Below are 26,246 nucleotides of genomic sequence, written 5' to 3'. Positions count from 1 at the left end.
GTCTGGTCCGGAAATGTCTGCCTCACACGCTATTTCGCGGCAACCACGAAACTCGCAGTTTCCTTGGCCTTGCGAACAATTCCGAGGCACACTTTAGATATTCACCAGGACCGAAGCGGCCGATCGGACGCGGGGGCGAGGGCAGAGCATGAGAATCAGGCCGCGGCAGCAGCTGTTGGATCTGTGGCAGGCGGTACTCGCCTGCTGCTACCGGGACGAACAATGGAGCTGGGGCGGCCGCGACGGCGCCAATTCCATCAGCGACGCCGAACAACTGTTGTGCCTGCTGTATCCGGCCACCGAACTCCAGGCATTCGCCGTGGATCAGCCGAACTATGTGGCCACCGATACACTCCTGGCCCTCGAACCGTTCGGCGAGGAGACCCGGATCGGTGGCGTCCTGGTCGGCCTCCTGGAGGACTACCTGCAGCGCTACACCAGCCCGGAGGGCGACCCGGTCTTCGCTGCCGGCAGCTACCTGCACCCCACCGAGGACCGACCGCTCACCGCGGAAGAATTCGAACTCGAGGTGGTCGACTCCTATTCGATGTCGCTGAGCCTCTGTATCGCGGCGCTGCGATTCCTGCGCGGCTACCAGCGTTTCGTCAGCGGTGAGGTGCGGCGCGAGGCACGCCGCCTCAGCGAGCGGATTCCGGAGGTGATCGATGCGGTCGGCGCTCGCTTGACGGCCGCGATGGCGGGCCTGGTCCGCAGCTTCGTCATCCATACCCCGGAGCCGAAATCCGCTTCCGGGCAGTCCATTCTGCACATGATCAACCAGAATCACGCACCCGACGACGAGGTGATCGCACAACTGTCGGCCCGGCTGGAACGGTTACGGGTGCAGGCCGCGAACGAGGTCCGCCTCAGCCAGGCCAGCGAGGTGGATGTCGCCGACGACGAACGGCTCTTCGAATGCGGCTGGGGCTGGGGAATCGTCCGCACCGCCGAACCCATCGATTTCGTCCCGAGCACGGTCGGCCGGATTCAGGGGTATGCCGAACCCCGCCCGTACCTGTACTTCACTGCGGTGGCGCTGGACGGTATCAGCGACCTCTCCTCTCAGCGCATCCGGGAGCTCGACCTGCTCACCGACGAACAGCGCAAACTCGCCGACGCCCTACAGTTGCGGTTCGAACTCGCACGCACCTACTGGTCGACGGTGGCCCAGTTCGGCGGCGGCCGCTGGCCGCTCGAGGACATCCCGTGGCGTACCTCCGACGGCGAGGAATCGGACTATTTCAGCCTCACCGTCACCGCGATGCTCATCCAGGACCTCGTCTACCGCGACAGCACCGAGGATCTCGCGCGTACGGTCGCCGTCTTCGACCAGCTCGCCCGCCGCGGCCGCATCACCAGCCGTCTCACCGCCGGAGACCCGGCCGCGATCCTGCACTATCCCGGTGTTCGGCTCGGTCTTTCCGGTAGTGAGGACGTCAGCGGCGGCGCCCCTCTGCGCTGGTATGTGCCCGATTTCGTGACGATGATGCTGAAACGCTGCCTGCAGGCCGCCCGGTTGCGTACCGATGTCGGTACCCGCGATCAGTTGATGGCACTCGCCGAAGCGGCCATGGACCACCTCGACCGGCGGGTGCTGCGCGAAGGCCCGGCAGCCGGACTATGGGACGACCCGGTCGCCCTGCTCGGCCCCTCGGTGGCGCCTGCCGCGGGCCCCTCCTGGTTCGTCACCGAACGGATCATGGAGTGTCTCGTGATCGCCTACGACACCTTCCGCGAACCACCGCTGGCACCACCCAGCATGGTCGACCGAGCCATCGACCTGATGAGTGAGGCCGACCATCTGCTCAATCAGGAAGAGCTCGAGGTCGAGGGCAACGATCTGACGCCGAAACAGGCCGCGGTCAACCGGATCCGGCAGACTTTGGACCGGGCCCGCAGTGTGCTGCGCGAACGCCCCGGCACGGCGTACAGCCTGGCGACCCAGGCACTGGTCCAGCTCGACGAACTGGCCTACGCGCGCCAGGACGCGACCCGGTGAGGCGGCGTAGGTGCTGATTTTCTCCACATCCGACAAAGGTGGCACCGGACGGTCGGTGACCAGTTGCAACCTCGCGTACCGGCTGTGCCTCACCGGTCGCAACGTCGCCTACGTCGACTTCGATTTCGGTTCCCCCACCGCTGGTGCGCTGTACGAGATCAGCGCGGTCGAACGCGGGGTCGCCGACGGCGGTGTGCACTCCTACCTGCTCGGCGAGACCGGTGCCGCCGCCCGAGTCGATGTCGGCACCGCCACCGACCGCCCCGAACTCAAGCGCATCGGGCCTCGCGCCGGGCGATTGGTGCTGTTCCCCGGCGACGAAGGCGGCGCCGAATTCCTCACCACCAGCGATGCCGTGGTGACCAGGTGCGCGGAACTGCTGGTCGCGCTGGAGCAGGAATTCCGGGTGGTGTTCGTCGATCTGAGCGCGGGCCGGTCGGTCGCCCTGGAGCTCGCCCTCCAGGCCACCGCGCTGCCGCAGCTGCGCAACCGCACCACCCGCTGGCTGATCTTCCACCGCTGGACCCGCCAGCACATCCTCGCCGCGGCCGGGCTGGTGCACGGTCCGCACGGCCTGCTGGAAACCGGGTCGGTCTGCGGGCACGATCCGGCGGAACTGCTCGGATCCACCCGCTATGTGCGCACCGCCGTACCCCACGGCGATTCGCATCCGGTCGCGCAGCGGGCCGCGCAGGCGGCCTGGTTGCAGGAACAGGATGTGGCGCTGCGCCGGCTCGCAACCGCGAACCGGCTCGGCACCACCGCCGTTCTGGGGGAAACCCCGATGGAACCGGTTCTGCAGTGGCGCGAGCAGCTGATCCTGGACAGCGATGTGAATGCCCATATCGCCAACCCGGGGACCGCGTCGGCCTACACCGAACTCGCCCATCTGCTCGTCGATACCGCCATGTGGGAGAGGCTTCAATAGATGCGTGATGCGCAGGCATACAGCGAGGCCACCGAACAGCCGCGGATCGCGCCGGTGCCCCTGTCACATCTGTCGATCGAGGTCGGACATTTCTATCTCAACGACATCACCGGCGATCCGGAACGCGTGCAGGCCGAGTTCCGCCGTATCGTCCCGCTGGTCGCGGCCTTCGCCGAATCGGCGCGGGTCGAATACGGTCCCGGCGCCCGGGTCAGCACCTGCTATCTGATCGACGACTACTTCCAGCCCGATACCGACCCCGCCGAAATCCTGCGCAAACTTCTGAACGCGGCCGACGCGGCCGGTTTGACCATCGATTACCTCGCCCGCGAATCCGGTTGCTGGCAGACGTCGCCGTTCGCCGACGGCGTACCGTCGGGCGAAGCGATCCCGATCGCGGAAATGGTGGCCGCGCGGATCGTGGCCGAGCCCGCACCGCCCGAGACCGGAAGACGGCCACCCACCGTGGAATCGGGCTGGTTGTGCAATGGCCGCCGCTCGTCCGAGCACGAAAAGGCGATGGCCATGCGCGACCGCTCCTATCAGCCCCCGGAGGAATTCGGCCGACGCGAGCATTCGATCTTCCTCGATGTGCAACTCTGGAGCAAACAGGTGGTGGCCGGTCGCACGGAGACCAAATGGTCGTGTCCGTTCCTGGCTGCGGTATGGCACCTGCTGCGCCTCGGCATGCTGCGGTATCACGGTGCGCCCGTGGTGGTTCCGCAACAGTGGCGCGGCGAGCCCTGGCCGCGCCGCTGGCACGAAGTTCCGCCGGTCGTACAACTCCGGCCCGGTGCGGCGCCGTTTGCGGCCTACAAGACGCTGTCGATGTTGCCGAAACGCTATATCGGGATCGAGCACGCAGTACGGCTGGTACTCGATCACCTGGACCTCGACGACGATGTGGTCGAGCAGGTCGTCGCCGCCGGCGCCGCCGATGAGATCCCGGTGGCCGTATCGCGCAAGATCAGCGAGCGGCTGTCGCACCTACTACTCGACGGGTCGTGAGATGGTATCGGCCACTCCCCTGGTCGTTCTCGGCGAGGTGCACACCTGTCTGCTCCCCTCGGCCGCCGCACTGGCCCGCGCCGAGGCGGGTGATCTGCTGGCGCTGATGCCGGGTCGCGAGGTGCGCTGGCGGGAGCGGCCGGGCACCCTCGGGGTGTCTCCGACCACGGCGGTAGGTGTCGATTGCGACCTGGCCCTGGGCGAACAGACCGCGCGGATCGTGGGGACGGTCGCCACCAGTGTTTCGCTGACCGGCGGGCGGGTGCTGCAATCGTCGGCGCACACCCGGATTCTGCGGGCCGGCGAACGCCGGCGGCAGACATGGTCGCACTACATCAGCCGCAAGGGTGTCACGGAGGTCATCACCCGCATCCCGGAACGAGAAGCCGCCGGAAACGAGTTGGCGGAAGGTTATCTCACCCAGGCACCGCGTACGGAGCAGCTCGATCTGGCCTCGGTCGGGGAACGCCTGCTGAACCGGGTACGCGCCCACCCTCAGCTCGATCAGAATCCGCCGGTCCAGGCCGGTAAGACCCGGCTGCGCTGGGCCGCGCGGATCGGCGGAAGTGCCGGGCCTGCCGCCTCATTGCATCTGGACGACGATACGGTCCGGTCGGTCCGCCTGATCCTGCGCGACGAAGCCGATATCGCTGCGGCGCAACGGTTCTGTGAAGATCTTGCGGCCCACGACTGGCTGCTGACGGTGATGGCGGATCTACTGGACGAAGCCGACCGCTTCGCCCTGCACAGCAGTGAGCGGATGGATATTCTCGCTCCCGCACTCGAACATCTCACCGGGTTGTGGATGCCGGGTGCCCATACCCCACCCGCGCTGCGCGCGTTGTGGAAGGAGTTCCAGAACGACCCCGGATTCAACAAGCAGTGGACCACCCTGGTCGGGCGGCTCCGCGACAATATCGCCGTCGCGACGCTCTACACATTGCGGCACAACGAGGTCGACACCGGCTGGTAGCCGCGGGTTCTACATCCGGAACCATTTGCGCACGAGGAGTGCGAAGAACACCGACATCGATACGACGCCCGCCCACCCCTCCAGCACGAACAACGCCTGCCCGGCGCCGGGCAGTGCACCGGCATCGTCCAACCCCGGCGGGCTCAGAAAACTCACCACGCCCAGGTAGACCGTCTCACCGGTCGCCAATCCCTCTTCTCCACCGCTCTCCAATGGCAGGGCCAGCGCAATCCCGGTGAATACCGTGATCTGCGCGACCACCCAGCCCAGCAGCCAGGAGGGCCGGTAGCCATGCCCGCACAGCACATCCGATCCGAATCCCGCCCAGCGCCGCAATCCCGGTGGAAGCGAACGGGTCTCGGCTCGAGCAAGCAGGAGGCCGCAGCGGTCCTCGGATTCGTTGTCCTCGTTGATCCGGTACAGCGCTACGGCCCGCCGGTAGGCCAGCGCCGCATGAGTATCCAGCCGGGCCTGCGCCAGCTGAGCACCGATCCGCTCGTATTCCTCGGCCAGCAGCGTGTTCTGGCGGCTGCTGAGCTTCAGGGGGCCACGGAATTCCACCTCCGCGGCGATCAGCGCGGCGACCACGGCACTGGGGACCCGCCACTCCTCCTCGTCCTCGGCCGGATTCCGGGCGGCGGCATAGAGATGCGGGAAAACCAGGGTGCCGGAATGTTTACGCCGTGCGGTCGGCGGATCGTATTCGTCGAGTACCGCCTCGACCCGGGTGCCAAGCTCGTCCAGTGTCATCCGGCCGGGATGCCGCTGCTGATCGAGGAGTTCGGTATAAGCCGTTGCGTACCTTCGGATCCGGATCGACGCCGTTTTCACGAACGCCGGAATCTCGTTCATGACACAGTCTAGCGCTCAGGGGAAAAGGTAGTCGTAGACATCGCGGGGTTCGCCTGCGCCGAAGTAGGTCTCGTCGTGGTCGCGGGGAGTGAAACCGGCCTGTTTGAACAGGCTCCTCGCCGGATGATTGTCCGGCCGGACGGTGAGGTAGAGCTTGGCGATACCCCGTTCCCGGCCTACCTGCAGAGTGTGGTCCAGCAGGCCACGCCCGTAACCCGCCCCCTGATGCCGCTTGGCCACAGCGAAAGTGAAAAGGAGTGCCTTGTTCTTTTTTTCGAGCATCAACGCGTAGCCGATGACTGTGCCCCCCACTTCGGCGACCAGCCATTCCTCCCCGTGCAGCTCGAAGAGCTGACGTAACATCAGGTACAGGTACGGCTCCGCGAACACCTCGGTTTCGATGGCCGCGATGGCCTCGAGGTCGGCAAACCGGGCCTGCCGGTACTCCGGCTGCGGCGCCTCCGCGATATCCATGTGCTCCCTCATGCCAGGGCAAAAGCCGTCCGATTCCCGCCTAGAACGCAACTCTCGACCGCGTCAGTGTAGAGGCCCGGTGAAATGATTCCGTGACCCGCCGGTCCCGTTTCCGGCATACCCGGTGACGCACGCCGCAATCGTCGTCGGTACCGGGCCATACGATGCACCGGTGACCGAATACGACCACCTCGACACCTCCGTCCTGCCCGACCGTCAGCGCCGCATACTCGCGGCCATCCAGGAGTGGGTGATCCGGCACGGTTATCCGCCGAGTACCCGTCAGCTCGGCGCCGCGGTCGGCCTGCGGTCGGGCTCATCGGTCTCCAGGCATCTGAAAAGCCTGGAGGAGAAGGGATTTCTGCGGCGCGGTGCCGGAATGGCGCGGCCCATGGATGTGCGGTTGTTCCTGAACACCGGGCAGAGCGGCCTCGCCGATCGGGAGGATGCCGTGGCGGTGCCCGTGGTCGGCGATATCGCCGCGGGTTCCCCGATCACCGCCGAGGAACATATCGACGACGTATTGTCGCTACCGCGGGAACTGGTCGGGCGGGGCACGGTATTCGGGCTGCGGGTGCGCGGGGATTCCATGGTGGACGCCGCCATCTGCGACGGCGATATGGTGGTGGTACGGCAGCAACCCGAGGCGCAGTCCGGTGAGATCGTCGCGGCGATGCTGGACGGGGAGGCCACGGTGAAGGTGTATCGCCGCCGCGGCGGGCATATTTATCTCGAACCCCGCAATTCCGCCTATCCGGTCCTCGACGGTGACCGCGCCGCAGTGCTGGGCAAGGTGGTGTCGGTGATGCGGCGGATGTGACGGTGCCGGAGGCGGATGTGTGGGCGCCGGAGGCGGCGGCCGGCGCCCCGCACCGATGGGGCATGATCGAATTCATGGCCGCCGACCCGGGACCTCGGGTCCCCGACAGTATCGACGAATTCCGCACGCTCGCCCGCGCCCGGCTGAACACCTTCGAACGTATCGCCGTACCGGGCGATCTGGCGACCCGCCGCGCGGCGGTGGCATTATGCGTGGTGGACAACGGTGCCGGGCCGGCGGTGATCGTCATCAAACGGGCCTACCGGGGCCGCAATGCCGGGCAGTGGGGTCTGCCGGGTGGCCGGGTGGAGCGGGGTGAAACCCTCGAACGGGCCGCCGCCCGCGAACTGCACGAAGAACTCGGTCTCGTCGCCGATCCCGCCGATATGCTCGGGGTTCTCGACGATTTCCCGGCCGCCTCCGGCTTCGCCATCACTCCGATCGTGACAACACTGAGCAATATCGCGGACCTGGAACCCAGCGCCGACGAAGTGCACTCCGTACATTTCGTGGATCTGCACAGCCTGGCCGCCGCAGGAACACCGCACTGGGTTCGCCGCGGTGATACAGAAACCCCGGCGACTCCGGAGACCGGCCTGTTGCAGATGCGATTGGCCCCCGATATGACCATCCACGCGCCGACGGGCGCGATGCTCTGGCAGTTCCGGGAGGTCGTCCTGCTCGGACGGCGGTCCGAGGCGGCCCGGGTCGCGCATTTCCTGCAGCCGGACTGGACCCATCACTGACGAGCCGTAGTACCCGGATCAGCCGGAGATCGTACCGGCAGCCCGCCCGGTTTCGCGGTCCTCGACGCCGCGGCCGCGCCGGCTACCGGTATAGGCGGCCTCGCGGATCCGCTGCACCACCCGGGGCACTGGTTGCACGTCCTCGGGATGGTTGAGCATCGGATCGAAGAAATCCGTCCGGTGTTCCTCCGGATCCGCCCGTCGTAAGGCCAGCTCACCGACCACCCGCGGGCGTGAGCGGAAACCCGCCGCGGTGATCTCGAAATCGAACGGGTGATCGCGCAGGTGCTGTTCGAGTTCCCCGAGCGCCGCGCTGCCGGGGTGCGGCCCGACCGGATCGGCGAAGATCCAGCGCAGGCTCGCATCGGGAAAACGGTACGGCAGCAGGGATCCGTACCGGGCGTGCGACCACCCACGGGCGGGGGTCACCACGAACCGGCCGGCCATGCCGCGGCCGGTGGTGGCGAGCGCGAAATCCCAGGGGTGTTCGTCACGCGCGAGGACACGGAAACCGATGCCGAGAATATCCGGCACGGTGCCGGGAGTGCCGGTGCCCTTGGACAGGCGGGCGATCACCGCGCGATCACCGCTGCCGAACAGCTCCTGGAATTCCGGTTCGGCCCGGAACCGCCCGGCAAGGCGGATACCGCGGGGGTGGAAGAAACGGGCATGCCGCAGCCGCGCGCCGGTATCGAACGCGGTCCGTACAACGGGCGTGATCGGATCACGCATCGGCCACCTCCTGAACCGCACCGGGACGGCGCCGGATCTCGTCGCCGACCAGCCGACCGGTGTGCGGATCCGTGTGCGCCATCCCGCCGTCGGCGAGGTGGGCGGCGCCGGTGGCACCTCCGGCGGCCGGGTTCGCGAGCAACGCGGCCACCTCGTCGATGTGACCGGGCCCGCCGCCGCCGGGCAGTGTCACCGCGACGGCCCGCCCGATACCCGGATCAGATCCGGTCACCACCCCGCAAGGAGGTGCGCCGATACGTTCTTTCGGTAAGGGAGCGATAGTAGCCATGGCCGGCGGCTACCCGGTCCGGGCGCGGTGACACACCTGTTCGTGGACCGGATCGTGCCCGCCGACGCCGGAGCCGGATTCGCGGTACCGGGCGGGGCCACCGGCGCCGGTTACCAGCGGAGGGCCGGCCTGCCGGTTCCGCGTCGGAAAGCGTCGCGTAACTGCGGCAGCTCCCTGCCGGTGAGGCCGCTCACCCGGTTGTCCGGTGCACTTGTCGTCCAGCCGTACCCAGCGCGGGTGATTCCGGGTCAGGCGCCGGGGCGGGCGCCGGCCGGACCACCGGAATGCCCTGGTAGCACACAGGCTGCGTCGAGTCCGAGCACATGATTGAGCCGCCCGAACGCGAGCCAGGATCCCAGGCACATGCTGAGCTCCACGATTTCGGCCTGGCTGTAGTGCTCGGTTATCCGGGACCAGAAGTCCTCGTCCAGATTGTGGTGGTCGAGGGCGTAGCGTTCGGCGTATTCGGCGGCCAGCCGGGTCCGATCGTCGAGTTCGGCCGATACGCGCCAGTCGGTCACCGCATCGGCGAATCCCTCCTCGACCTTCTGCCCGTCGCGTTCGGTACGCCAGTCCAGGCAGAAGATACAGCCGTTGATCTGCGCGATCCGTAGCCGTGCGGCCTCGAATTCGCGCAGTCCCAGCGTCGTGTGCTCGTAGACCGCCAGCGAAAACTTCGAGGCGGCGGTGCCGATACCGGGCACCATCTCGCCCCATACATAGCCGATGGGGTCCTTGCCTTCGGGGATGTCAACTCGCATGGCTGTTCCTTCCCAGCCGGCCGGCGGCCGGCCGCAGCGGTACGTCGAATGCGTCGTAGAGACCGGGCGCGGCGTCGGCCAGCCAGTCGATGGCGCCGACGAGGCGCCCGACGGCGGTGGCGTTACCACCGGCCGCGTAGTTGCCGCCCTCGTCGGTGGCTTCGACGGTGACCTCGATACGCGGTCGCCCTTCGATGATCACCCGGTGCGCGCCCGACCCGTTGGGCGGAGCGGGCCATTCGGGTGCGCAGGACGGGTGGATACGGGTGATGTGCTCCACGATGATCCGCGGCACCCCCGCCACGATGCCCTGCACTTCGAAACGCATCGCCCCTTGAGTGCCGGCCACGAAACTGCCCATTGTCGCGGTCTCGATCGTGGCCTCCAGCGGTAACCGCTGCACGTCCTCCCGGACCTCGTCCAGTTCGACCCCGAGCGCGCGGGCCATGAGCCGCACCTGTCCGCCCCACACCATGGTCGGCACACCGGGCGCCACCATCGGCGGCAGCTGGTCCATGGGTTGACCCATACCCACCAGATAGCGGACGGAATCGGGCTGGTCGTAGGTGGAATAGTCGAAGATCTCCTGGCAGCGCACCACCTCGACCACACTGCCGAGACCGCTGATCAGTACGGGCAGGACATCGTTACCCCAGCCGGGGTCGATCCCGGAGACGAACAACGATCCCCCACCGGATTCGACGGCGGCCAGTACCGGTTCGCGGATTTCCGGGGGCGCGCCGCGCTGGTCGTAGAGGGCGTACAGGGCCGGTGTCACCACCACGGCCCCGGCGCCTACGGCGCGGACGATATCGGCGAGCGCGTCATCGGGCCGGATATCGCCGGACGCGGCGTAGACCACGGCACCGGGCCTGTCTGCGAGGACAGCGTCTATATCGACGGTGGCGGGCACACCGAGCGTGCGGTCCAGGCCCGCCAGTTCGCCGGCGTCCCGTCCTTTTTTCGCGGGGTCGTGCACAAGCACGGCCGTCAGCATCAGTTCCGGATGGGCGTCGACCGCGCGTATCGCCGCGCGGCCCACATTGCCCGTCCCCCAAACGACCGTGGAGATCATCGCCGAATCCTAGCAAGCGCTTGGTTCAGTGCGGCCGGAATCGTCGGTTTCCGCGCGATCGGGAACCGCCCGCTGTCCAGGCCCGGTCGAGGCGGTGGCCGATTCCGCCGAAATCCTTACCGAACCCTCACCGGCGCCAGACCGTCCTCCCAAAAAGCAGCCGTACTGTCCGGTCTGTGATCGGAACCCATGTCCGGGCGGCATCTGTGAGTCTCGTAGTCCTCATCGGTGCCGCGGCCGGTGTCACCGCATGCACTCGCGTCTCCACTGCGCCGACCGGTATCGCCCTCGTGAACACCGACACCGGGCCGACCGGCGACCGAGTTCTCGAATCGGTACAGCAGGCCGGCGGCTACGACTGGCACATCTTGTCCGCCGAACCCGCGCATACCGGCGGTTACGCTGCGGTCATCACCCTGCCCGCGGACCTGACCGACGCCATGACGACCCTGGCCGGTAACTCACCGCGCCGCGCCCGGATCACCGTCGAAATGCACGACAACGCCGAGAACGCCACCGTGGAGGGCGCGATCACGACCGTCACCCGGCAGATCGGCGCCGCCGGGATCACGACCGCACTGGAGGCCACCGCCCGCGCCCGGACTCATATCTCGTCGGCACAGTTCACCGCCCAACTGCTCGGCACCGGGTTGGACGCGGCGGTGGCGGGCACCGAACAGTTCAGCGTCGGGTCGGAACAGCTGCCGGCTCTCGTCGAAATCACCGAACTCGGTGTGGCCCAGCTATCTTCGGCGATCGACTCCCTGACATCCACACTCGACGGCGTGGCCGAGCAGGCCGAGCAGCTCGGCACGGCACTGGATACCACGGAGATCACGCTGGGCGACGCACGGCAGGCGGCGGCCGCGACGACGACCGGACTCGACCGGATACTGCCAGTCTTACGCGGCCTGCCCGGCGCGGACACCGCGCCGATCGCCGATATCACCGCGAAACTCCAGGCTGTCCGTGACGTATCCGGGCAGGTGACCACGCAATTGGATGCTCCCGCCGGGCAACTCGGCACCGTAACGGATCCTGATGCGGGGCTGGGCACCACCCTGCACGACCTGGGCGGCCGCCTCACCTCGATCTCCGATCAGCTCGACCGGGGCAAAGCGCTCGCCGAGGATATTCCCGGGCGCGCCGACGAGGGCGTCGCACAGCTTCTCGGCGCCACCGAGCTGCTGGAAAGCGGAATCGGCCGGCTCCAGCACATGGTGTCGCTGCTCGGCACCCATACGACCGAGGCCGCCGCCGCGATCGCGCCCGCGGGCGCCGCGCAACAGGCGGCGCTGGCTCGAGCACTCAGCGACCCGGTGGAGGTCATTCGCGAATAACGCCCTACTGCTCGATGATGCGCAGATCCCCGCCGATCCGGGTGAATGCCGTGGGGGTGAGCCCGAACATCGCCCGGAAGGTATCGCTGAAATGCGACGGTGACGCGAACCCGGCATCCGCCGCCGCCCGGGTCAGGTCGTGACCGGCAGCATGGGACCGGGCGATATGCACCATCCGTGCCCACTGGACGTAACGGCGGAAGCTGGTCCCGGTTTGCCCGGCGAAGGTACGCAGGAAGTACGAGGTGGAAAGCCCTGCGGCGCGGGCTGTTTCATCGGCCCGGTGCGAGCGGGCGGGATCGGTGCGGATCCGGCTCGCGGCGCGGGCGATCCGGGCGTCCCGAATGGTGGGCACCGGGATACTGGCCAGGTCGAGTAGCCGCTCGATATCCGGCTCCGGTTCGTGGCACAGTGCCACGAGATCGGCTTCACGACGGTGCGCGTAGGGATAGTCCCCGGCCAGGCGGGTCATTCCGCCGAGACAGCGAGACAGCGCGGTGCTGGTCGGATCGAAGAAACAGAACAACATGCGGCCCTGGGACTCCACCACGTGATGCGTGACCCGGGCCCGGAAAAGGAAACTGCGGGCGGTGATATCGGGTAACCCGCCGGCCCGGACCCGGAACGGCGCATCGATCCCGACCCCGAGCGACGGTATGGCAGTCGAATGCGCATCCAGTCCCAGCCCAGGCCCCAGGTAGACAGCGTGGCCGAGCCGCACCCACAGCCTGGCCGTAGTCGTCGGCGCAGCGCACGTTTCCGGAAGTGCCGCCTGTGTCATATGCGCGACGATACCGGCGCGGGATCGAGGAGCGGCATCTTTCCGGTGCCGGTGAGCAGCGCGATCGGGCCCGGCCGGGCCGCCGGAAATTCTCCCGGTACAGCCGGCCCGGAAACGAGAAAGGCAGACGGCGATGACCACAGATCGGATCGACCGGGGAGCGGCACCGGAGCTGAAGGAGACGACGGTCGACGGCACCCGGTTGTGCTACGCCGAGGCGGGCACCGGCGACCCTCTGGTGCTGCTGCACGGCTGGCCGGAATCACATCGGGCCTGGCGGCACCAGATCGGCCCGCTGTCGGCGCGGCGGCGAGTACTGGCCCCCGACTGGCTCGGCTGGGGCGACTCCGCCCGCGATACCGCTCTGTCCTGCGATTACGACAGCGAAGTCGACCGGATCGCGCGGATGTTCGACGCCCTGGGACTCGAACGGACCGATCTGGCCTGCCACGATTACGGTGGTTTCCTCGGCCTCGGTTTCGTCCAGCGCCACCCCGATCGGGTCCGGCGGCTGGCCATCCTGAATTCGCGGGCGCACCGCACATTCACCCCGCCGTATCGGCTGCTGTTCGGCGCGTTCACTGTCGGCGCCCGGCACCACCCGATCCGCCGCCTGCTGGCCACACCGCCGGTACACCTCGTGCACCGGATCGGATTGGCGCGCTACCTGCGCAACGGCAGCTTCGACCGGGAAACGCTGGCACGCTACCTCGACATGCTGCGCACTCCGGCCGGCCGCCGCTGGTACGCGCATTTCTGGGCGGGTTACGAGGTCCGGATACGACCCGAACTCGGTGCCCGGCTGCGTGAGATCGCCTGCCCCACCAGTGTCATCTGGGGCACGCGCGACCGGGCGATCTCCCTGCGCACCGCCGAGGAGCTCGCCGAACGGATACCCGACGCCGAGCTGGTACTGGTGGATGCCGATCATTTCCTCATGGAGGAGCGGCCGGCCGAGGTCACCGCGAGCCTGTTGCGCTGGCTGGACCGACCCGCGCCGGTGTGACCGGCACTATTCGTACCGACACCCCTACGGTGGCGAACCGGCCGTCACGCTAAGCAGCAAGGTCGGTCGGCGACGTGGCGAATCGAGCGTGCTGCCGTAGCCACGCGTACCTCGACCAAATGCCGCGATCGACTGGCGGATCCGGGCCGGGTCGACCGCCGGCGCCCGGACATCGCGGATCCCGGCTCGGGTGCGGCTCCCGTTTCGCCCACCGACGCTCGGGTAACGCGCTCGTGTCCGGTATCTACGCGCAACTGTTGTCTGCGCGCACCCGCCACTACAGCTTTCGGAGGAACCATGCAGATCGGGTACAAGCTGGCCGCCGAAGCCTTCGGGCCCGGCGAACTGGTCCGCCAGGCCGTACGCGCCGAAGCAGCCGGTTTCGATTTCGTCGAGATGAGCGACCACTATCACCCCTGGCTGGACATTCAGGGGCATTCGCCGTTCGCCTGGTCGGTCCTGGGCGCCATCGCCGCGGAAACCGAGCGGATCGGGCTGGCCACCGGTGTCACCTGTCCGACCGTGCGATACCACCCGGCGATCATCGCGCAGGCCGCCGCCACCGTGGCCCTGCTCTCCGATGGCCGGTTCACCCTCGGGGTGGGTGCCGGGGAACGTCTCAACGAGCATGTCGTCGGAGAGGGGTTCCCGGTCGATGTCACCGGCCGGCACGCACTGCTGCGGGAGGCACTGGAGATCATCCGGTTGCTGTGGCGGGGCGGCTACCAGTCCTACGACGGCCGGCACCTGAAGCTTTCCGATGCCCGCGTATTCGATCTGCCCGACGAGCCGCCGGCGATCGCGGTCGCCGCCGGGGGCACCCGGGCCGCCGGAATCGCCGCCGAACTGGGTGACGGCTTGTTCGCCACCGAACCGAAACCGGAACTTGTCTCCGGCTACCGGGAGGCAGGCGGGGACGGGCCGCGCTATGCCGAGGTCCCGATGGCCTGGGCGCCCGACGCACAGACCGCGGCCCGCGCCGCCCACGAGACCTCACGCTGGGCGATGACGGGCTGGAAGGTGATGAGCGAACTACCCAACCCCGTGAACTTCGCCGCGGCCTCCGCCACTGTGCGGGAGCAGGACATCCTGGACAAGTTCGCTTGTGGCCCGGATCCACAGCGCTATCTCGAGGTCGCGCAGCCGTTCGTGGATGCCGGATTCGACCGTCTCGTCATGCAGAATGCGGGCCCCGACCCCGACGGTTTCCTCGAATTCTTCCGCGCCGAACTCGACGAACCGCTGCGCAAGCTGACCGCGCAGCCAGGCTGAATTACCTGTTCGACCCGTGTTTTCCGCGGCGGCCACGGATCGATTCCGGACACCGCGATTCGATCCGGCCGCCCCGGGTACGCGACGGCGGCGGTGCCCTGCTGCGACACACCTGAACGCCGCCGCGCGAGGTAGGAGGATTCGATGGAACGAGGAAACAGTAAGCACGGCCCGATCCGTGACGACGAGCTTGCCCACGAGCTGGAGGGCACGTTGCGCGGCAACCGGTCCAGCCGCGCCGAGGAGTGGAACGATCCCGAGCCGCCTGCGGACGACGACGATCTGGTCAACGAGCGCGTCGACCGGACCGAGCGCCCAGGGAACAACAAGGCATAACGCCAGGCTGCCGGCCCCGTATCCGAAAGGAGTGCGGGGCCGGTTCCTGTGTGAACCCCTCGCGACCGAGCGGCCCGGAACAGGATCCAGCAGTTCCCGGTGGATACCGGCGCTGCCGAACCCACCACTGTGGGTTTCCCCGGCATCACCCCGGTGATCGCCGGCGCCTCGCTGCCGATCCGTACAATCGGACCCGGCCTGGGTGAACACGCGCCAGGTACCCGCCTCGGTGCTCCGCCTCACCGACGACGAAATCGACGCCGGCACCGGCACGGCCGAAACGGGGGTTACGGTATGAGCTTCACCTACACACCGGCCGCGCGATTGCGCGATGTCACGCTGCGCGACGGTGTGCAGCTCACCGGGAAGCTGCTGCCGGCCGAGCGCAAGGTGGATATCGCCCGCGAACTGCTCGCCCTGGGTATCCCGGAACTCGAGATCGGTTCCATGGCGCGCCCCGACCTCGTACCGCCGCTGGCCAATACGCTCGAGGTCATCGCCGAGCTGACTCCGCAGGAGCTCGCGAAATGCTGGGTGTGGGTCGCCACGCCCAGGCATATCGAGAAGGCCGCCGCTGCGGGAGCGCGCAACTTCCAATACTGTTTTTCCGCCTCGGATTCGCACAACCGAGCCAATATCGGGCGCAGTACCGAGGACAGTGTGGCTGCCATGCCACGGGCCGTAGAGCTCGCCCGGGACTGCGGCGGCACCATCGGGCTCTGTATCGCGACCTCGTTCACCTGCCCGATCGAAGGCGTGGTCGATCCGGAGCGCGTGCTCGGTATCGCCGCCGACCCCCGCACCGGCGGCGCCGCCGATATCGTCATCTGCGACACCCTCGGCCAGGCCGTACCGGCGCAGGTCTCCCGGCTCGTCCAGGCGGTCGGCTCCACCACGCCGGACCGCCGGATCGTGTTCCACGGCCACGACACCTGGGGTCTGGGCGTGGCCAATACGCTGGCGGCCATCGATGCGGGCGCCGGCATGGTCGACGGCTGCCTGGGTGGCCTCGGGGGCTGCCCCTTCGCGCCCGGCGCCAGCGGTAACACCGCGAGCGAGGATATCCTGTTCGCCACCCGCCCCGACTGGCTCACGCCGGACACGCTGGCACGGATGGTGGACATCAGTGAGCGGATGCTCGCCGAACTCGGCGAACCCAACCGTTCCAAAACTGCACAGGGCGCACGCTCGCAAGCCCGCGCCTTCGAATGGGTGATCTCGTGACGGCCACCGATTTCCTCGTCACCACCCCGCTGCCCGATCCCGGTATGAGCCTGCTCGAAGCGGCCGGAACGGTGACGGTTGCCGGAAACGGGATGAGCCACGCCGAATTGGCGGAGGCGTGCGCTTCGGGTAACTACAAGGTGGTGGTGGCGCAGTTACGCGATGAGTTCGACGCCTCCCTGCTGGACCGCGCAAAGATCGCCGGGATCAGCAATTTCGCGGTGGGCTACAACAATATCGATATCACTGCCGCCACAGCGAACTCCATCATCGTCGGCAACACCCCCGGTGTACTCACCGACGCCACCGCTGATATCGCGATCCTGCTGATGCTGGCGGTCGCGCGGCGATGCGTCGAGGCCGATGCGTTCGTCCGTGCCGGGAAATTCCACGGCTGGGAACCGGAATTGCTTCTGGGCCACGATGTCAGCGGGAAAACGCTGGGCCTGGCCGGTTTCGGCCGGATCGCCCGCGCCACCGCCCGGCGTGCGCTCGCCTTCGGGATGACGGTCGTGTTCTGCCCGCGGCCGCCGGGCGACCGCGAGGTGAGCGACGAAGAACTGGGGGAATTCGCCGGCAAGGTAGGGCATATCTCCTGGCCGGAACTCATCGCGACCAGCGACTATCTTTCGGTGCACGTACCGCTGAACGACCAGACCCGGCACCTCGTCGACGCGGACGTTCTGAACGCGATGAAACCGTCGGCGATCCTGATCAACACTGCCCGTGGGCCGATCGTCGACGAACGGGCGCTCGTGGCGGCCCTACAGGGCGGGACCATCGCCGGCGCCGGACTCGACGTGTACGAGGACGAGCCGCGTTTGGCACCGGGGCTGGCCGAACTGCCGAATACCGTGCTGCTTCCGCACGTCGGCAGTGCCACCGTGCCGGTGCGGGCCGAAATGGCCCGCCGCTGCGCCGAGAACGCGATCATGATGGTGCGCGGCGAGATGCCACCCTATCCGGTCAATCCGGAGGCACTCGCCGGCTGAGAACCGGCCGGGCCGCCGCCGGCCGGCCCGGCGGCGATCAGACCTCGACCAATTCCCCCTCGGCCTTCTCATCGGAGCTTTCCTCATCCGGTGCGCTGGACCGGTTCGGCAACAGGATCGCCATGACGATCACGACCAGTGACAGGGCCGCCGAGACCGCGAACGCCCACTGCATCCCGCCCAGCTGTGCCGGCACCTGATCGGCGCCGCCGTCTTCCAGCATGCCCGCCCGGGTCGCCATCACGGTTACCACCAGCGCGGTACCCAGCGCGGCGGCGACCTGCTGGAGGGTGCCCAGCATCGAGCTGCCGTGTGAGTAGAGGTCCTCCGGCAGCGCGCCCAGCGCGAGGGTGAACACCGGAGTGAAAACCGCGGCCAGCCCGATCATGAGCAGGATGTGCAGCCCGAGCAACTGCCAGTACGGCGTGCTGATCGAGATCTGGGTGAAGCCCGCCAGCGCGGCGGTGATCGCGATCGATCCCGGAACCACCAGGATACGGCCACCGAAACGGTCGAACATCCGGCCGATCACCGGCCCCAACAGCCCCATGGCCAGCCCGCCCGGCATCACCAGCAGACCGGTGAACAGCGGCGACAGCTCGCGCAGATTCTGCAAATACAGTGGCAGCAGCATCATCGAACCGAGCATCGCCAGGAACGCCACCGCCATGAGAACCAGCCCCTTGGCATAAGTCCCCGCCCGCAGCACCCGCAGATCCAGCAGCGGCGTCCCGTTACGCTGCAACCACAACTGACGGGCCACGAACAAACCGATCAGCACGATCCCGGCCACGGTGATCAGCGCCGGGGTCGTGATGCTTCCCACCTCGAACTGGCTCAGCCCGTAGACCAGGCTGCCGAAACCGAGTGCCGCGAAGACCACGCTGAACCAATCGATCGAGCCGGTTTCCGGTTCACCGACGTTCTCCAGACTGCGCAGACCGAACCAGGTGACCACCCCCGCGATCGGCAGCACCAGCACGAACAGCCACCGCCACGACGCGACCTGCAGTACCAGGCCCGAGATGACGGGCCCCATGGCCGGCGCCACCGAAATCGCCAGGGTCACGTTGCCCATGACCCGGCCGCGATCACGTTCGTGCACCACCGTCATCAGCGTGGTCATCAGCAGCGGCATCATCACGGCCGTACCGCCCGCCTGCACGATCCGCCCGACCAGCAGCACCGCGAACGACGGCGCGACCGCGGACAACGCCGTACCGGCGAGGAAGATCCCCATGGCCATGGCGTAGGCCCGCCGCGTGGTGACCCGCTGCAAGAACCAGCCGGTCACCGGGATGACGGCGGCCATGGTGAGCATGAAGGAGGTGGAGACCCACTGTGCCGCGCGTTCGGTGACCTCGAGGTCGTTCATCAGCCGCGGAATCGCGTTGATCATGATGGTCTCGTTGAGGATCACGACGAAGGTCGCGATCACAAGTAGCCGAATCACCACCGGTGTGCCCCCGCCTGTCCGGCGAACAGACTTCAGTGCGGGCATCGGCTACCTCCGGGATTGCGAACGAACGGGTGCGCGGACCGGGCGGTCATCGTCGACCGGCCCCGGGCCACATATGAAAGCAGACGGATACGACATGTCCGGCTCATCGGTGACGCGCCAGTCTTTCCTACGGCTACGCACGAGATCAATCGATTTGCGGGCAACATCTATTCCCGAAACACCACCGAAAAAGTGCCGTATACCGCCGAAAACCTCCGATTCCACAGCCGGACCTCGCACCCGGGCCCCTTTTCGCTGTGAGCGACGTCACGCCGGCAGACGAGCGCTACCACGCACCATCGCGAGTCGTTCTTCGTCACGCAGCGTTCGGGCAGTGACAGCGTCGGACCTTCCCAGTGGGCTGCTGTGGATCAGCCGAGACCCAATCGCTGCGCCGCGATTTCCAGGTCCTTGTCACCCCGGCCGGACACACACAGCAAAACCACCGCATCGGCCGGCAGCTCCCGGCGCTCGGCCAGATCCAGGAGGTGACCGACGGCGTGCGCGGATTCGAGGGCGGCAATGATCCCTTCGCTGTGCCCGAGCTCGCGCAGGCCCCGCAGGGCGAGCGCGTCGGTCGCGGCCGCAACGTGCACGCGGCCGCTCTCCTTCAGGTAGCTGAGTTCCGGCCCGACCCCGGGATAGTCCAGACCCGCGGCCACGCTGTGGGTGACCGCTATCTGCCCGTCGTCGTCCTGCAGCAGATAGCTGAAACTGCCGTCCATCTCCCCCGGCGAACCGGCGCTGAGCGACGCCGCATGCGCGCCGGTACCGACGCCGTGCCCCGCCGCCTCCACGCCGATCAGCCGGACCTGTGGGTCTGCGACGAAAGGATGGAACGTCCCGATGGCGTTACTTCCCCCGCCCACACACGCGAGGACGAAATCGGGCAGCCGGCCCGCAGCGGCCAGGGTCTGCGCCCGCGCCTCCACACCGATGATGGTCTGGAAATCACGGACGATCCGCGGGTAGGGAGCGGGTCCGGCGGCCGTTCCGAAGAGGTAGTGGGTGCTGTCCACATGCGCGACCCAGTCGCGAACGGATTCACTGATCGCTTCCTTGAGTCGCCGGTTCCCGGTTTCTGCCGCCCGGACCTCAGCGCCCAGTAGCCGCATGCGCACTACATTGTGCCGCTGCCGTTCCATATCGTCGGCACCCATATAGATGGTGCAAGTCAGCTCGAGCATCGCGCACACCGTCGCAACCGCGACCCCGTGCTGCCCCGCGCCGGTTTCGGCGACGATACGGCGTTTACCCATCCGCTTCGCCAGCAATCCCTGCCCGAGCGCATTGTTGATCTTGTGCGACCCGGTGTGCGCCGCATCTTCGCGCTTGAGATAGACCGTCACCCCGGGCACCCCGAGCCGCGCCGCGAAACGCGGCACCTGGTGCAGCAGGGTCGGCCGCCCGACCCGGGTCCGCATCAGCTCGGCCAGTTCACCCACGAATCCGGCGTCGGCACGGGCCTGTTCGTACGCGCTGTCCAGTTCGATCAGGGCGGCCATGAGCCCTTCAGGAACATACCTGCCGCCGAATCGCCCGAACCGGCCCCGTTCATCGGGCAGATCCTCCTGGTAATCGGGACTCTGATCCAACCCGTGACCGACGACCATCCAGCACCCGCATTCTCTGAATCCTGACTACCGAGCGAGATCCTGCGTCATCGGCGCAAACACCGGATCTCCTCCCGGCAACGGATCAGTCAACAGTAGAAAAGGTGTTGGCAGTACCGATTCCCGTCGCAGGGAAGGAAAGCAGTTCGCATTCATGCTGCGCGGCCTCTTTTTGTGTGCCGTACCGACCCAGCGCGACCAACGCTATTGTAGGATTGTCGACAATTCAGCCCAGGCATGTCCGGGCGCCGACAGGGAGGAGCCGACGCCGTGCTCACCGAAGAGACACTCACCGCCGCCGAACGCGCCGCCGTGCAGTCCGTACCCGACGGACTCTTCATCGGAGGCCGATGGCGCCCGGCCACCGCCGCCATGCCGGTGATCGATCCGGCCACCGGGCGAGAGCTGCGTACGGTCGCCGACGCCACCCCCGAGGAGGGGATGACTGCGCTCGATGCCGCGGCGGCAGCTCAACCGCAGTGGGCACGGACCCCCGCTCGCGAGCGCAGCGATATCCTGATGCGCGCCCACCGCCTGCTCCTCGACGAGGCCGATCGCCTGGCCCTGATCGCTACTCTCGAAATGGGCAAACCCCTCGCGGAGGCCCGCGGCGAAATCACGTACGCCGCCGAATTCTTCCGGTGGTTCGCCGAGGAGGCCGTCCGGCTCGACGGCGGATATATGCCCGCGCCGGGCGGGGGCTCCCGGTTCCTGGTCACCAAACAGCCCGTGGGTCCGAGTTTGCTCATCACGCCCTGGAATTTCCCGATGGCCATGGGTGCCCGCAAGATCGGCCCGGCGCTCGCGGCCGGCTGCACCTGCGTCGTGAAACCCGCCGAGCAGACTCCACTGTGCACGCTGGCACTCGCCGAGATCCTGCACCGGGCCGGGGCGCCTGCGGGGGTGGTGAACGTCGTGACGACTGCGAACCCGGGCCCGCTGATGACGCCACTGATCCTCGACCCCCGATCCCGCAAACTGTCCTTCACCGGGTCGACGGCGGTGGGAAAAACACTGCTGGAGCAGTGCGCACGCACTGTGATGCGCACCTCCATGGAACTGGGCGGCAACGCCCCCTTTCTCGTGTTCGACGACGCGGACCTGGACGCGGCCGTCGACGGCGCGCTGGCCGCGAAAATGCGGAACATCGGGCAGGCGTGCACGGCGGCGAACCGTTTCTTCGTCCACCGTCACGTGGCCGCCGATTTCGCCGAACGGCTCACGGCTCGGATGGCTCAGTTGCCGCTGGGGCCCGGCACCGAGCCCGGGGTCGTCGTCGGGCCGCTGATAGACGCCGACGCCGTGGCGAAGGTGACGGAGCTGGTGGCCGACGCCCGCGCCCGCGGTGCGCAGATCCTGCTGGGCGGTGAGCCCCTGGACGGCCCCGGCAACTTCTATCCGGCAACGGTACTCACCGACGTCCCCGACGAGGCACTGATCTGCCATACCGAAGTATTCGGTCCGGTCGCCTGCCTGAGCACCTTCGATACCGAAGACGAGGTGCTCGACCGGGCCAACGACACCCCGTACGGCCTGGTCGGTTACGTCTACACCGAAAGTCTGCGGCGCGGGCTGCGGGTCAGTGAGGCCCTCGACACCGGCATGGTCGGCCTGAATCAGGGCGTGGTGTCCAATCCGGCGGCCCCGTTCGGTGGGGTGAAAGAATCGGGCCTCGGTCGTGAAGGCGGCCTGGTCGGTATCGACGAATTCCTCGAAATCAAATACATCGGAGTGCCCCTGTGAGTTCCTATCGGATCGCGACCATTCCCGGCGACGGCATCGGCGTCGACGTCACCACCGAGGCGGTCAAGGTCATCGACCGGGTACTGCCCGGTATCGAATGGACCGAATTCGACTGGTCCTGCGAGAACTATCTGCGGACGGGCGCGATGATGCCCGAAGACGGCCCGCGCACTCTCGCCGGCTTCGATGCGATCCTGCTGGGCGCAGTCGGGTTTCCCGGGGTCCCGGACCATATCTCGCTGTGGGGATTGCTGATCCCGTTGCGGCGCGCTTTCGGCCAGTACGTCAACCTGCGGCCCGTCCGGTTGCTGCCCGGCACCGAATCGGCCCTCCGTGACCGCACCGCCGCGGATCTGGACCTGCTGATCGTGCGGGAGAACTCCGAAGGCGAGTACTCCGAGATCGGCGGTAAGCACAACCCCGGCCGCCCCGAGGAATTCGTCCTGCAGGAGTCGGTGTTCACCCGCGTCGGCTGCGAACGGATCATCCGCTACGCCTTCGAGCGGGCGGGCGAACGCACAGGCCGGTTGTGCTCGGCGACCAAATCGAACGGGCTCATCCATTCGATGCCGTACTGGGACGAGATCTTCGACCGGATCGCCGCCGAATACCCGGCGGTGCAGACCCGGCAGATGCATGTGGACGCGCTCGCGGCCGAAATCGTGCTGCACCCCGACCGGCTCGACGTGATCGTCGGCTCGAATCTGTTCGGTGACATCCTCTCGGATCTGGCCGCCGCTGTCACCGGCGGACTGGGCCTGGCGCCCTCCGGCAATATCAACCCCGCCCGTGACGCTCCCTCCATGTTCGAGGCGGTACACGGGAGCGCCCCGGATATCGCCGGGCAGGGTATCGCCAACCCGGTCGCGCAGATCCTCGCGGCCGCCATGCTGCTCGACCACCTGGGCGAGCACACGGCGGCCGCGGCCGTGGACCGGGCCGTCACCGATGTCCTCGGAAACGACGGCCCGCGCACACCCGATCTGGGCGGCACCGCCACCACCACCGAGGTCGGCACCGCCATCGCCGACCGCGCGTCGGCCCTGCTTCCGGCCGGCTGACACGGCGGTGGGCCGGGCCCGGCCCACCCGAAAATGATGTGCCGAGGAATATGCCCTGGGTGGCCCCCGTACCGGTGGCCCCGGGGTCGGCGGAACAGTCCGGACGACCGTAAATCGCTGCGCCGCCGACGGCCCGGGGACCGCTGCCGAGGGAACGGTCTACCGCACCCGGCAGCGCCGGACGGGGCGTACATGATGCTCGTCGGCAACGGTGCAGGTCGGCGCGCGACCGATCGCGACCGTCGCCGTGACACGTCCACTCGATCGCGGTGAGGGAGGCCGCCCCCTGTCCGGCATGGCACTCGGCCGCCGGGCGGCGCACAGGGCACCTGCGGAACTCTCCGGGTACGTCCGGGCAGCCCGCGCCGATAGGGTTGGGCCATGAACGTCCCCGAGAACCGAGCCGCCGGCGATTCGCCGGAATGCGGTGGCCGGCGACTGTCCGGCCGGGGCTCCGGAACGTCCCTGTCCGAGACGGAGATCGTTCGGTCGCACCCGACCATGAGCCCGGTCCGGTCGCGGTACAAGAGAACGGCACTGTCGTGAACGTGATCATCGCCCCGGACAGTTTCAAAGGCACCTACTCGGCGACGGAGGTCGCCGCGGCGATCGGCCGCGGGGTCGAGGAGTCCGGGGGTCGCGCGCTGCGGTTACCGGTCGCCGACGGCGGCGAGGGGACGCTGGATGTACTCGTCGAGCCGCTCGGTCTGCACCGGGTGACCGTCGAGGCACGCAACCCCTGGGGGGTGCCGTGTAATGCCACGATCGGCCTGTCGGACAACGGGATCGCACTGGTCGAAGTCGCCGCGGCCAGTGGGGTGACCACCCCGCACGAGGGGCCGCGTGATCCGGTCACCGCCGACACCTACGGCACCGGCATGCTCATCGCGGCGGCCGCGCGCCGGGGCGCCCGGCGGATCGTGGTGGCGGCGGGCGGTTCGGCCACCACCGACGGCGGTACCGGCGCCATCGCGGCCATCGAGGACGGCGGTGGCCTGCGCGGCGCGTCGATCACCGTGCTCACCGATGTCACCACCCGTTACGTCGACGCGGCCCGTGTCTTCGGCCCGCAGAAAGGCGCCGATCCGGCGACTGTGGAACTGCTGACCCGCCGCCTCGCCGAGACCGCGCACCGGTTACCGCGCGACCCGTCCGAGATCGACGCCACGGGCGCGGCCGGCGGTCTCTCCGGTGGGATGTGGGCCCAGTACGGCGCGGAGTTGCGGTCGGGTGCCGAGTACGTCTTGGATGCCGGCGGATTCGACGCGCTGGCCGCAGGCGCCGACGCGATCGTCGTCGGAGAGGGACGTCTCGACGGGCAGACCCGCGCCGGGAAGATCATCTCGGCGATTCTGGTGCGAGCCGGCGATATCCCGGTGTACGCGGTCGTGGGATCGGTGGGCGAGGACCTCGGCGACTACCGGTCACGGTTCGCCGAGGTGATCGTCGCCTCCGACACCACCGCCATGCAGGCGGCGGGCCGGCGTATCGGGGCCGTGGACTCCTGAACTCGCGGCCCGCGCATGCCGGCCGATTCCACCCGCGGTTCACCGATGCCGACCGGCTTCATCGGCGGCTGGAGAACCGATGCCGCCGACCCGCGCCGGTGGCGACTCAGTCGGCCGGATCGTGTTCGGGCGGGAAGCCTCCGGTAGCGATAGGACCCCAGCGTTCGATGGTGATCCGAATCAGCGATTTGTCCTGCCGGGCCATGGCCGAGCGATAGTCGTCCCAATCCGGGTGCTCACCGGCGATCCCCCGGTAGTAGTCGACCAGGCCGTCGAGCGCCGCCGGCATATCGATCACCTCTGCCTGCCCGTCGACCTGCACATACGCTTCATCGAACTCATCGGACAGCACGCAGATCGATACCCGCGGATCGCGCCGGGCATTGCGGGTCTTTGCGCGCCCAGGATAGGTGGAGACGACGATTCGCCCGTGCGGATCGAGGCCGCACGTGACCGGGGACAGCTGCGGCGCCCCGTCGGACCGGGTGGTGACCAGGACTCCGCGGTGCCGGGTCCGCAGGAACTCCAGCAGGGCGGCGCGGTCGACAGTGGTGGTGCTGGCGATGCGGGGCATGAAGACCTTTCTCTGCGTTCGCTGGGTGCGCTTTCTCCGCAGCATAGCCAGGGCCGGTGGCCCTGAGCCGGCTCGCTCGCGCCGTCGGATTCAGCATTGCGCGAACGGGTAGCCGCCCGGCACCCGAGCCGGACGAGTTCACCAAGTCCGCGCCGGAACGCCTGAAAACCTGGAACAGGAAGGAGTACGCGATGCCGAAGACGACTGCTCGCGGGACCGTCCGGAAATCGGAACTGCCGAGCACACTGCAGCGCTCGGACGGGAAGGCGCAGCGCACCTTCGCGAAGGCCCACGACTCGGCACTGCAGACCTACGGCAGCGAACAACGTGCGCATCGGGTCGCCTACGAGGCGCTGAAGCACAGCTTCGAGAAGGTCGGCGACCACTGGGAACCGAAGAAGAAGCGGGGCCCCTCCGATGAGCGCGCGGCCCACGGCGGCCCGGACCCGAAGGGCACCAGTGCCCGAGGTGTGGACGCCAACGCGTCGAAACAGCATCTGCTCGACGTCGCGGGGCGGCTCGACATCACCGGACGGTGGAAGATGACCAAGGACGAACTCATCACCGCCATCGAGAAAGCCAACCGCCGCGAAACGGCTCGGCGCAGGAAGTGAGCGAACAGGAGGCCGTCATCAGCA

Annotated in this window: 26 protein-coding genes; 16 read left to right on the top strand and 10 right to left on the bottom strand. The window is 67.9% G+C overall.

The features are described 5' to 3' along the window. Nucleotides 1-148: 148 nt before the first annotated feature. Genes NS6_RS10550 through NS6_RS10535 form a run of 4 tightly spaced genes read left to right on the top strand, consistent with a single transcriptional unit; the run spans nucleotide 149 to nucleotide 4,908 of the window. The gene (locus NS6_RS10550) at nucleotides 149-1,999 is read left to right on the top strand and encodes an SCO2524 family protein (RefSeq protein WP_068040086.1); all 1,851 of its coding nucleotides are present in this window, start codon (nucleotides 149-151) and stop codon (nucleotides 1,997-1,999) included. A gap of 10 nt (nucleotides 2,000-2,009) precedes the next feature. Continuing rightward, the gene (locus NS6_RS10545; RefSeq protein WP_068040084.1) at nucleotides 2,010-2,927 is read left to right on the top strand and encodes an SCO2523 family variant P-loop protein; all 918 of its coding nucleotides are present in this window, start codon (nucleotides 2,010-2,012) and stop codon (nucleotides 2,925-2,927) included. Next, on the top strand, nucleotides 2,928-3,935 hold the full coding sequence (locus NS6_RS10540; protein ID WP_068040081.1) for an SCO2522 family protein: 1,008 nt from the start codon (nucleotides 2,928-2,930) through the stop codon (nucleotides 3,933-3,935). Between the two features lies 1 nt (nucleotide 3,936). Further along, entirely contained in the window at nucleotides 3,937-4,908 is a 972-nt protein-coding gene (locus tag NS6_RS10535) for an SCO2521 family protein (RefSeq protein ID WP_068040079.1), read from the top strand. 9 nt (nucleotides 4,909-4,917) lie between these two features. Here NS6_RS10535 and NS6_RS10530 read toward each other — a convergent pair whose 3' ends face one another. Then, nucleotides 4,918-5,760 carry a hypothetical protein gene (locus NS6_RS10530; RefSeq protein WP_068040077.1) on the bottom strand — a complete coding sequence of 281 codons (843 nt, stop codon included), beginning with the start codon at nucleotides 5,758-5,760 and terminating at the stop codon, nucleotides 4,918-4,920. A gap of 15 nt (nucleotides 5,761-5,775) precedes the next feature. Continuing rightward, nucleotides 5,776-6,234, bottom strand: coding sequence for a GNAT family N-acetyltransferase (locus tag NS6_RS10525; RefSeq protein WP_068040076.1), 459 nt, complete (start codon nucleotides 6,232-6,234; stop codon nucleotides 5,776-5,778). Nucleotides 6,235-6,406: 172 nt separating this feature from the next. On the opposite strand from NS6_RS10525, the gene lexA reads away from it, so the two are divergent. After that, a complete protein-coding gene (lexA, locus tag NS6_RS10520) occupies nucleotides 6,407-7,054 on the top strand; it encodes a transcriptional repressor LexA (protein WP_084470964.1) in 648 nt (215 codons plus the stop codon). Further along, nucleotides 7,051-7,800, top strand: a complete 750-nt coding sequence (locus NS6_RS10515) for an NUDIX hydrolase (RefSeq protein ID WP_281211407.1) — start codon at nucleotides 7,051-7,053, stop codon at nucleotides 7,798-7,800. The genes lexA and NS6_RS10515 overlap by 4 nt, the downstream gene beginning before the upstream one ends. Nucleotides 7,801-7,818: 18 nt before the next feature. On the opposite strand, the gene NS6_RS10510 is transcribed toward NS6_RS10515, so the two are convergent. The 4 genes from NS6_RS10510 to NS6_RS10495 form a co-directional block, all read right to left on the bottom strand. Next, on the bottom strand, nucleotides 7,819-8,532 hold the full coding sequence (locus NS6_RS10510) for a phosphodiesterase (RefSeq protein WP_068040074.1): 714 nt from the start codon (nucleotides 8,530-8,532) through the stop codon (nucleotides 7,819-7,821). Continuing rightward, nucleotides 8,525-8,821, bottom strand: coding sequence for a hypothetical protein (locus tag NS6_RS35760; RefSeq protein WP_084470917.1), 297 nt, complete (start codon nucleotides 8,819-8,821; stop codon nucleotides 8,525-8,527). The genes NS6_RS10510 and NS6_RS35760 overlap by 8 nt, the downstream gene beginning before the upstream one ends. A 248-nt stretch (nucleotides 8,822-9,069) precedes the next feature. Next, nucleotides 9,070-9,582, bottom strand: a complete 513-nt coding sequence (locus NS6_RS10500) for a carboxymuconolactone decarboxylase family protein (protein WP_068040046.1) — start codon at nucleotides 9,580-9,582, stop codon at nucleotides 9,070-9,072. After that, nucleotides 9,572-10,657, bottom strand: a complete 1,086-nt coding sequence (locus tag NS6_RS10495; protein WP_068040044.1) for an NAD(P)H-dependent amine dehydrogenase family protein — start codon at nucleotides 10,655-10,657, stop codon at nucleotides 9,572-9,574. The genes NS6_RS10500 and NS6_RS10495 overlap by 11 nt, the downstream gene beginning before the upstream one ends. 176 nt (nucleotides 10,658-10,833) lie before the next feature. Here NS6_RS10495 and NS6_RS10490 point away from each other — a divergent pair, with 176 nt between their 5' ends. After that, the gene (locus tag NS6_RS10490; protein WP_068040042.1) at nucleotides 10,834-11,997 is read left to right on the top strand and encodes a YhgE/Pip domain-containing protein; all 1,164 of its coding nucleotides are present in this window, start codon (nucleotides 10,834-10,836) and stop codon (nucleotides 11,995-11,997) included. A 4-nt stretch (nucleotides 11,998-12,001) separates the two neighbouring features. Here the strand turns inward: NS6_RS10490 and NS6_RS10485 are convergent, their stop codons facing one another. Beyond that, entirely contained in the window at nucleotides 12,002-12,778 is a 777-nt protein-coding gene (locus tag NS6_RS10485; protein ID WP_068040040.1) for an AraC family transcriptional regulator, read from the bottom strand. A 133-nt stretch (nucleotides 12,779-12,911) separates the two neighbouring features. Here NS6_RS10485 and NS6_RS10480 point away from each other — a divergent pair, with 133 nt between their 5' ends. The 5 genes from NS6_RS10480 (at nucleotide 12,912) to NS6_RS10460 (ending at nucleotide 17,608) form a co-directional block, all read left to right on the top strand. Then, nucleotides 12,912-13,784, top strand: a complete 873-nt coding sequence (locus NS6_RS10480) for an alpha/beta fold hydrolase (protein WP_068040038.1) — start codon at nucleotides 12,912-12,914, stop codon at nucleotides 13,782-13,784. Nucleotides 13,785-14,081: 297 nt separating this feature from the next. Then, nucleotides 14,082-15,056 carry a TIGR03557 family F420-dependent LLM class oxidoreductase gene (locus NS6_RS10475; RefSeq protein WP_068040036.1) on the top strand — a complete coding sequence of 325 codons (975 nt, stop codon included), beginning with the start codon at nucleotides 14,082-14,084 and terminating at the stop codon, nucleotides 15,054-15,056. A 144-nt stretch (nucleotides 15,057-15,200) separates the two neighbouring features. Beyond that, nucleotides 15,201-15,392 (top strand): hypothetical protein, encoded by a 192-nt coding sequence (locus NS6_RS10470; RefSeq protein WP_068040033.1) that lies wholly within the window; start codon nucleotides 15,201-15,203, stop codon nucleotides 15,390-15,392. 294 nt (nucleotides 15,393-15,686) lie between these two features. Next, on the top strand, nucleotides 15,687-16,616 hold the full coding sequence (locus tag NS6_RS10465) for a hydroxymethylglutaryl-CoA lyase-like TIM-barrel protein (RefSeq protein WP_068040031.1): 930 nt from the start codon (nucleotides 15,687-15,689) through the stop codon (nucleotides 16,614-16,616). Further along, nucleotides 16,613-17,608: a 2-hydroxyacid dehydrogenase gene (locus NS6_RS10460; protein ID WP_174552580.1), complete on the top strand. Its 996-nt coding sequence runs from the start codon at nucleotides 16,613-16,615 to the stop codon at nucleotides 17,606-17,608. Before NS6_RS10465 ends, NS6_RS10460 begins: the two co-directional genes overlap by 4 nt. A 37-nt stretch (nucleotides 17,609-17,645) precedes the next feature. Here NS6_RS10460 and NS6_RS10455 read toward each other — a convergent pair whose 3' ends face one another. Then, nucleotides 17,646-19,109: an MDR family MFS transporter gene (locus NS6_RS10455; RefSeq protein ID WP_068040022.1), complete on the bottom strand. Its 1,464-nt coding sequence runs from the start codon at nucleotides 19,107-19,109 to the stop codon at nucleotides 17,646-17,648. Nucleotides 19,110-19,480: 371 nt separating this feature from the next. Next, nucleotides 19,481-20,722 (bottom strand): tryptophan synthase subunit beta, encoded by a 1,242-nt coding sequence (gene trpB, locus NS6_RS10450; RefSeq protein ID WP_068040021.1) that lies wholly within the window; start codon nucleotides 20,720-20,722, stop codon nucleotides 19,481-19,483. Nucleotides 20,723-21,094: 372 nt separating this feature from the next. Here trpB and NS6_RS10445 point away from each other — a divergent pair, with 372 nt between their 5' ends. The 3 genes from NS6_RS10445 to NS6_RS10435 all read left to right on the top strand — a co-directional run bounded on the left by NS6_RS10445 (nucleotide 21,095) and on the right by NS6_RS10435 (nucleotide 25,034). Beyond that, nucleotides 21,095-22,465 carry an NAD-dependent succinate-semialdehyde dehydrogenase gene (locus tag NS6_RS10445; RefSeq protein ID WP_245669268.1) on the top strand — a complete coding sequence of 457 codons (1,371 nt, stop codon included), beginning with the start codon at nucleotides 21,095-21,097 and terminating at the stop codon, nucleotides 22,463-22,465. Next, nucleotides 22,462-23,526 (top strand): tartrate dehydrogenase, encoded by a 1,065-nt coding sequence (locus NS6_RS10440; protein ID WP_068040019.1) that lies wholly within the window; start codon nucleotides 22,462-22,464, stop codon nucleotides 23,524-23,526. The genes NS6_RS10445 and NS6_RS10440 overlap by 4 nt, the downstream gene beginning before the upstream one ends. Nucleotides 23,527-24,068: 542 nt before the next feature. Continuing rightward, nucleotides 24,069-25,034: a glycerate kinase gene (locus NS6_RS10435; RefSeq protein ID WP_068040589.1), complete on the top strand. Its 966-nt coding sequence runs from the start codon at nucleotides 24,069-24,071 to the stop codon at nucleotides 25,032-25,034. A 106-nt stretch (nucleotides 25,035-25,140) separates the two neighbouring features. Here the strand turns inward: NS6_RS10435 and NS6_RS10430 are convergent, their stop codons facing one another. Further along, complete coding sequence (locus tag NS6_RS10430) at nucleotides 25,141-25,608, bottom strand: PPOX class F420-dependent oxidoreductase (RefSeq protein ID WP_068040017.1); 468 nt, start codon at nucleotides 25,606-25,608, stop codon at nucleotides 25,141-25,143. 191 nt (nucleotides 25,609-25,799) lie between these two features. On the opposite strand from NS6_RS10430, the gene NS6_RS10425 reads away from it, so the two are divergent. Then, nucleotides 25,800-26,222 (top strand): ChaB family protein, encoded by a 423-nt coding sequence (locus NS6_RS10425; RefSeq protein WP_068040587.1) that lies wholly within the window; start codon nucleotides 25,800-25,802, stop codon nucleotides 26,220-26,222. The last annotated feature ends 24 nt before the right edge of the window (nucleotides 26,223-26,246 follow it).

This window comes from Nocardia speluncae NBRC 108251, assembly GCF_001613245.1.
Lineage (GTDB): Bacteria > Actinomycetota > Actinomycetes > Mycobacteriales > Mycobacteriaceae > Nocardia > Nocardia speluncae.
Note: the sequence above shows the minus strand (reverse complement) of the source record. Positions and strands in the feature narration are given on the sequence as shown.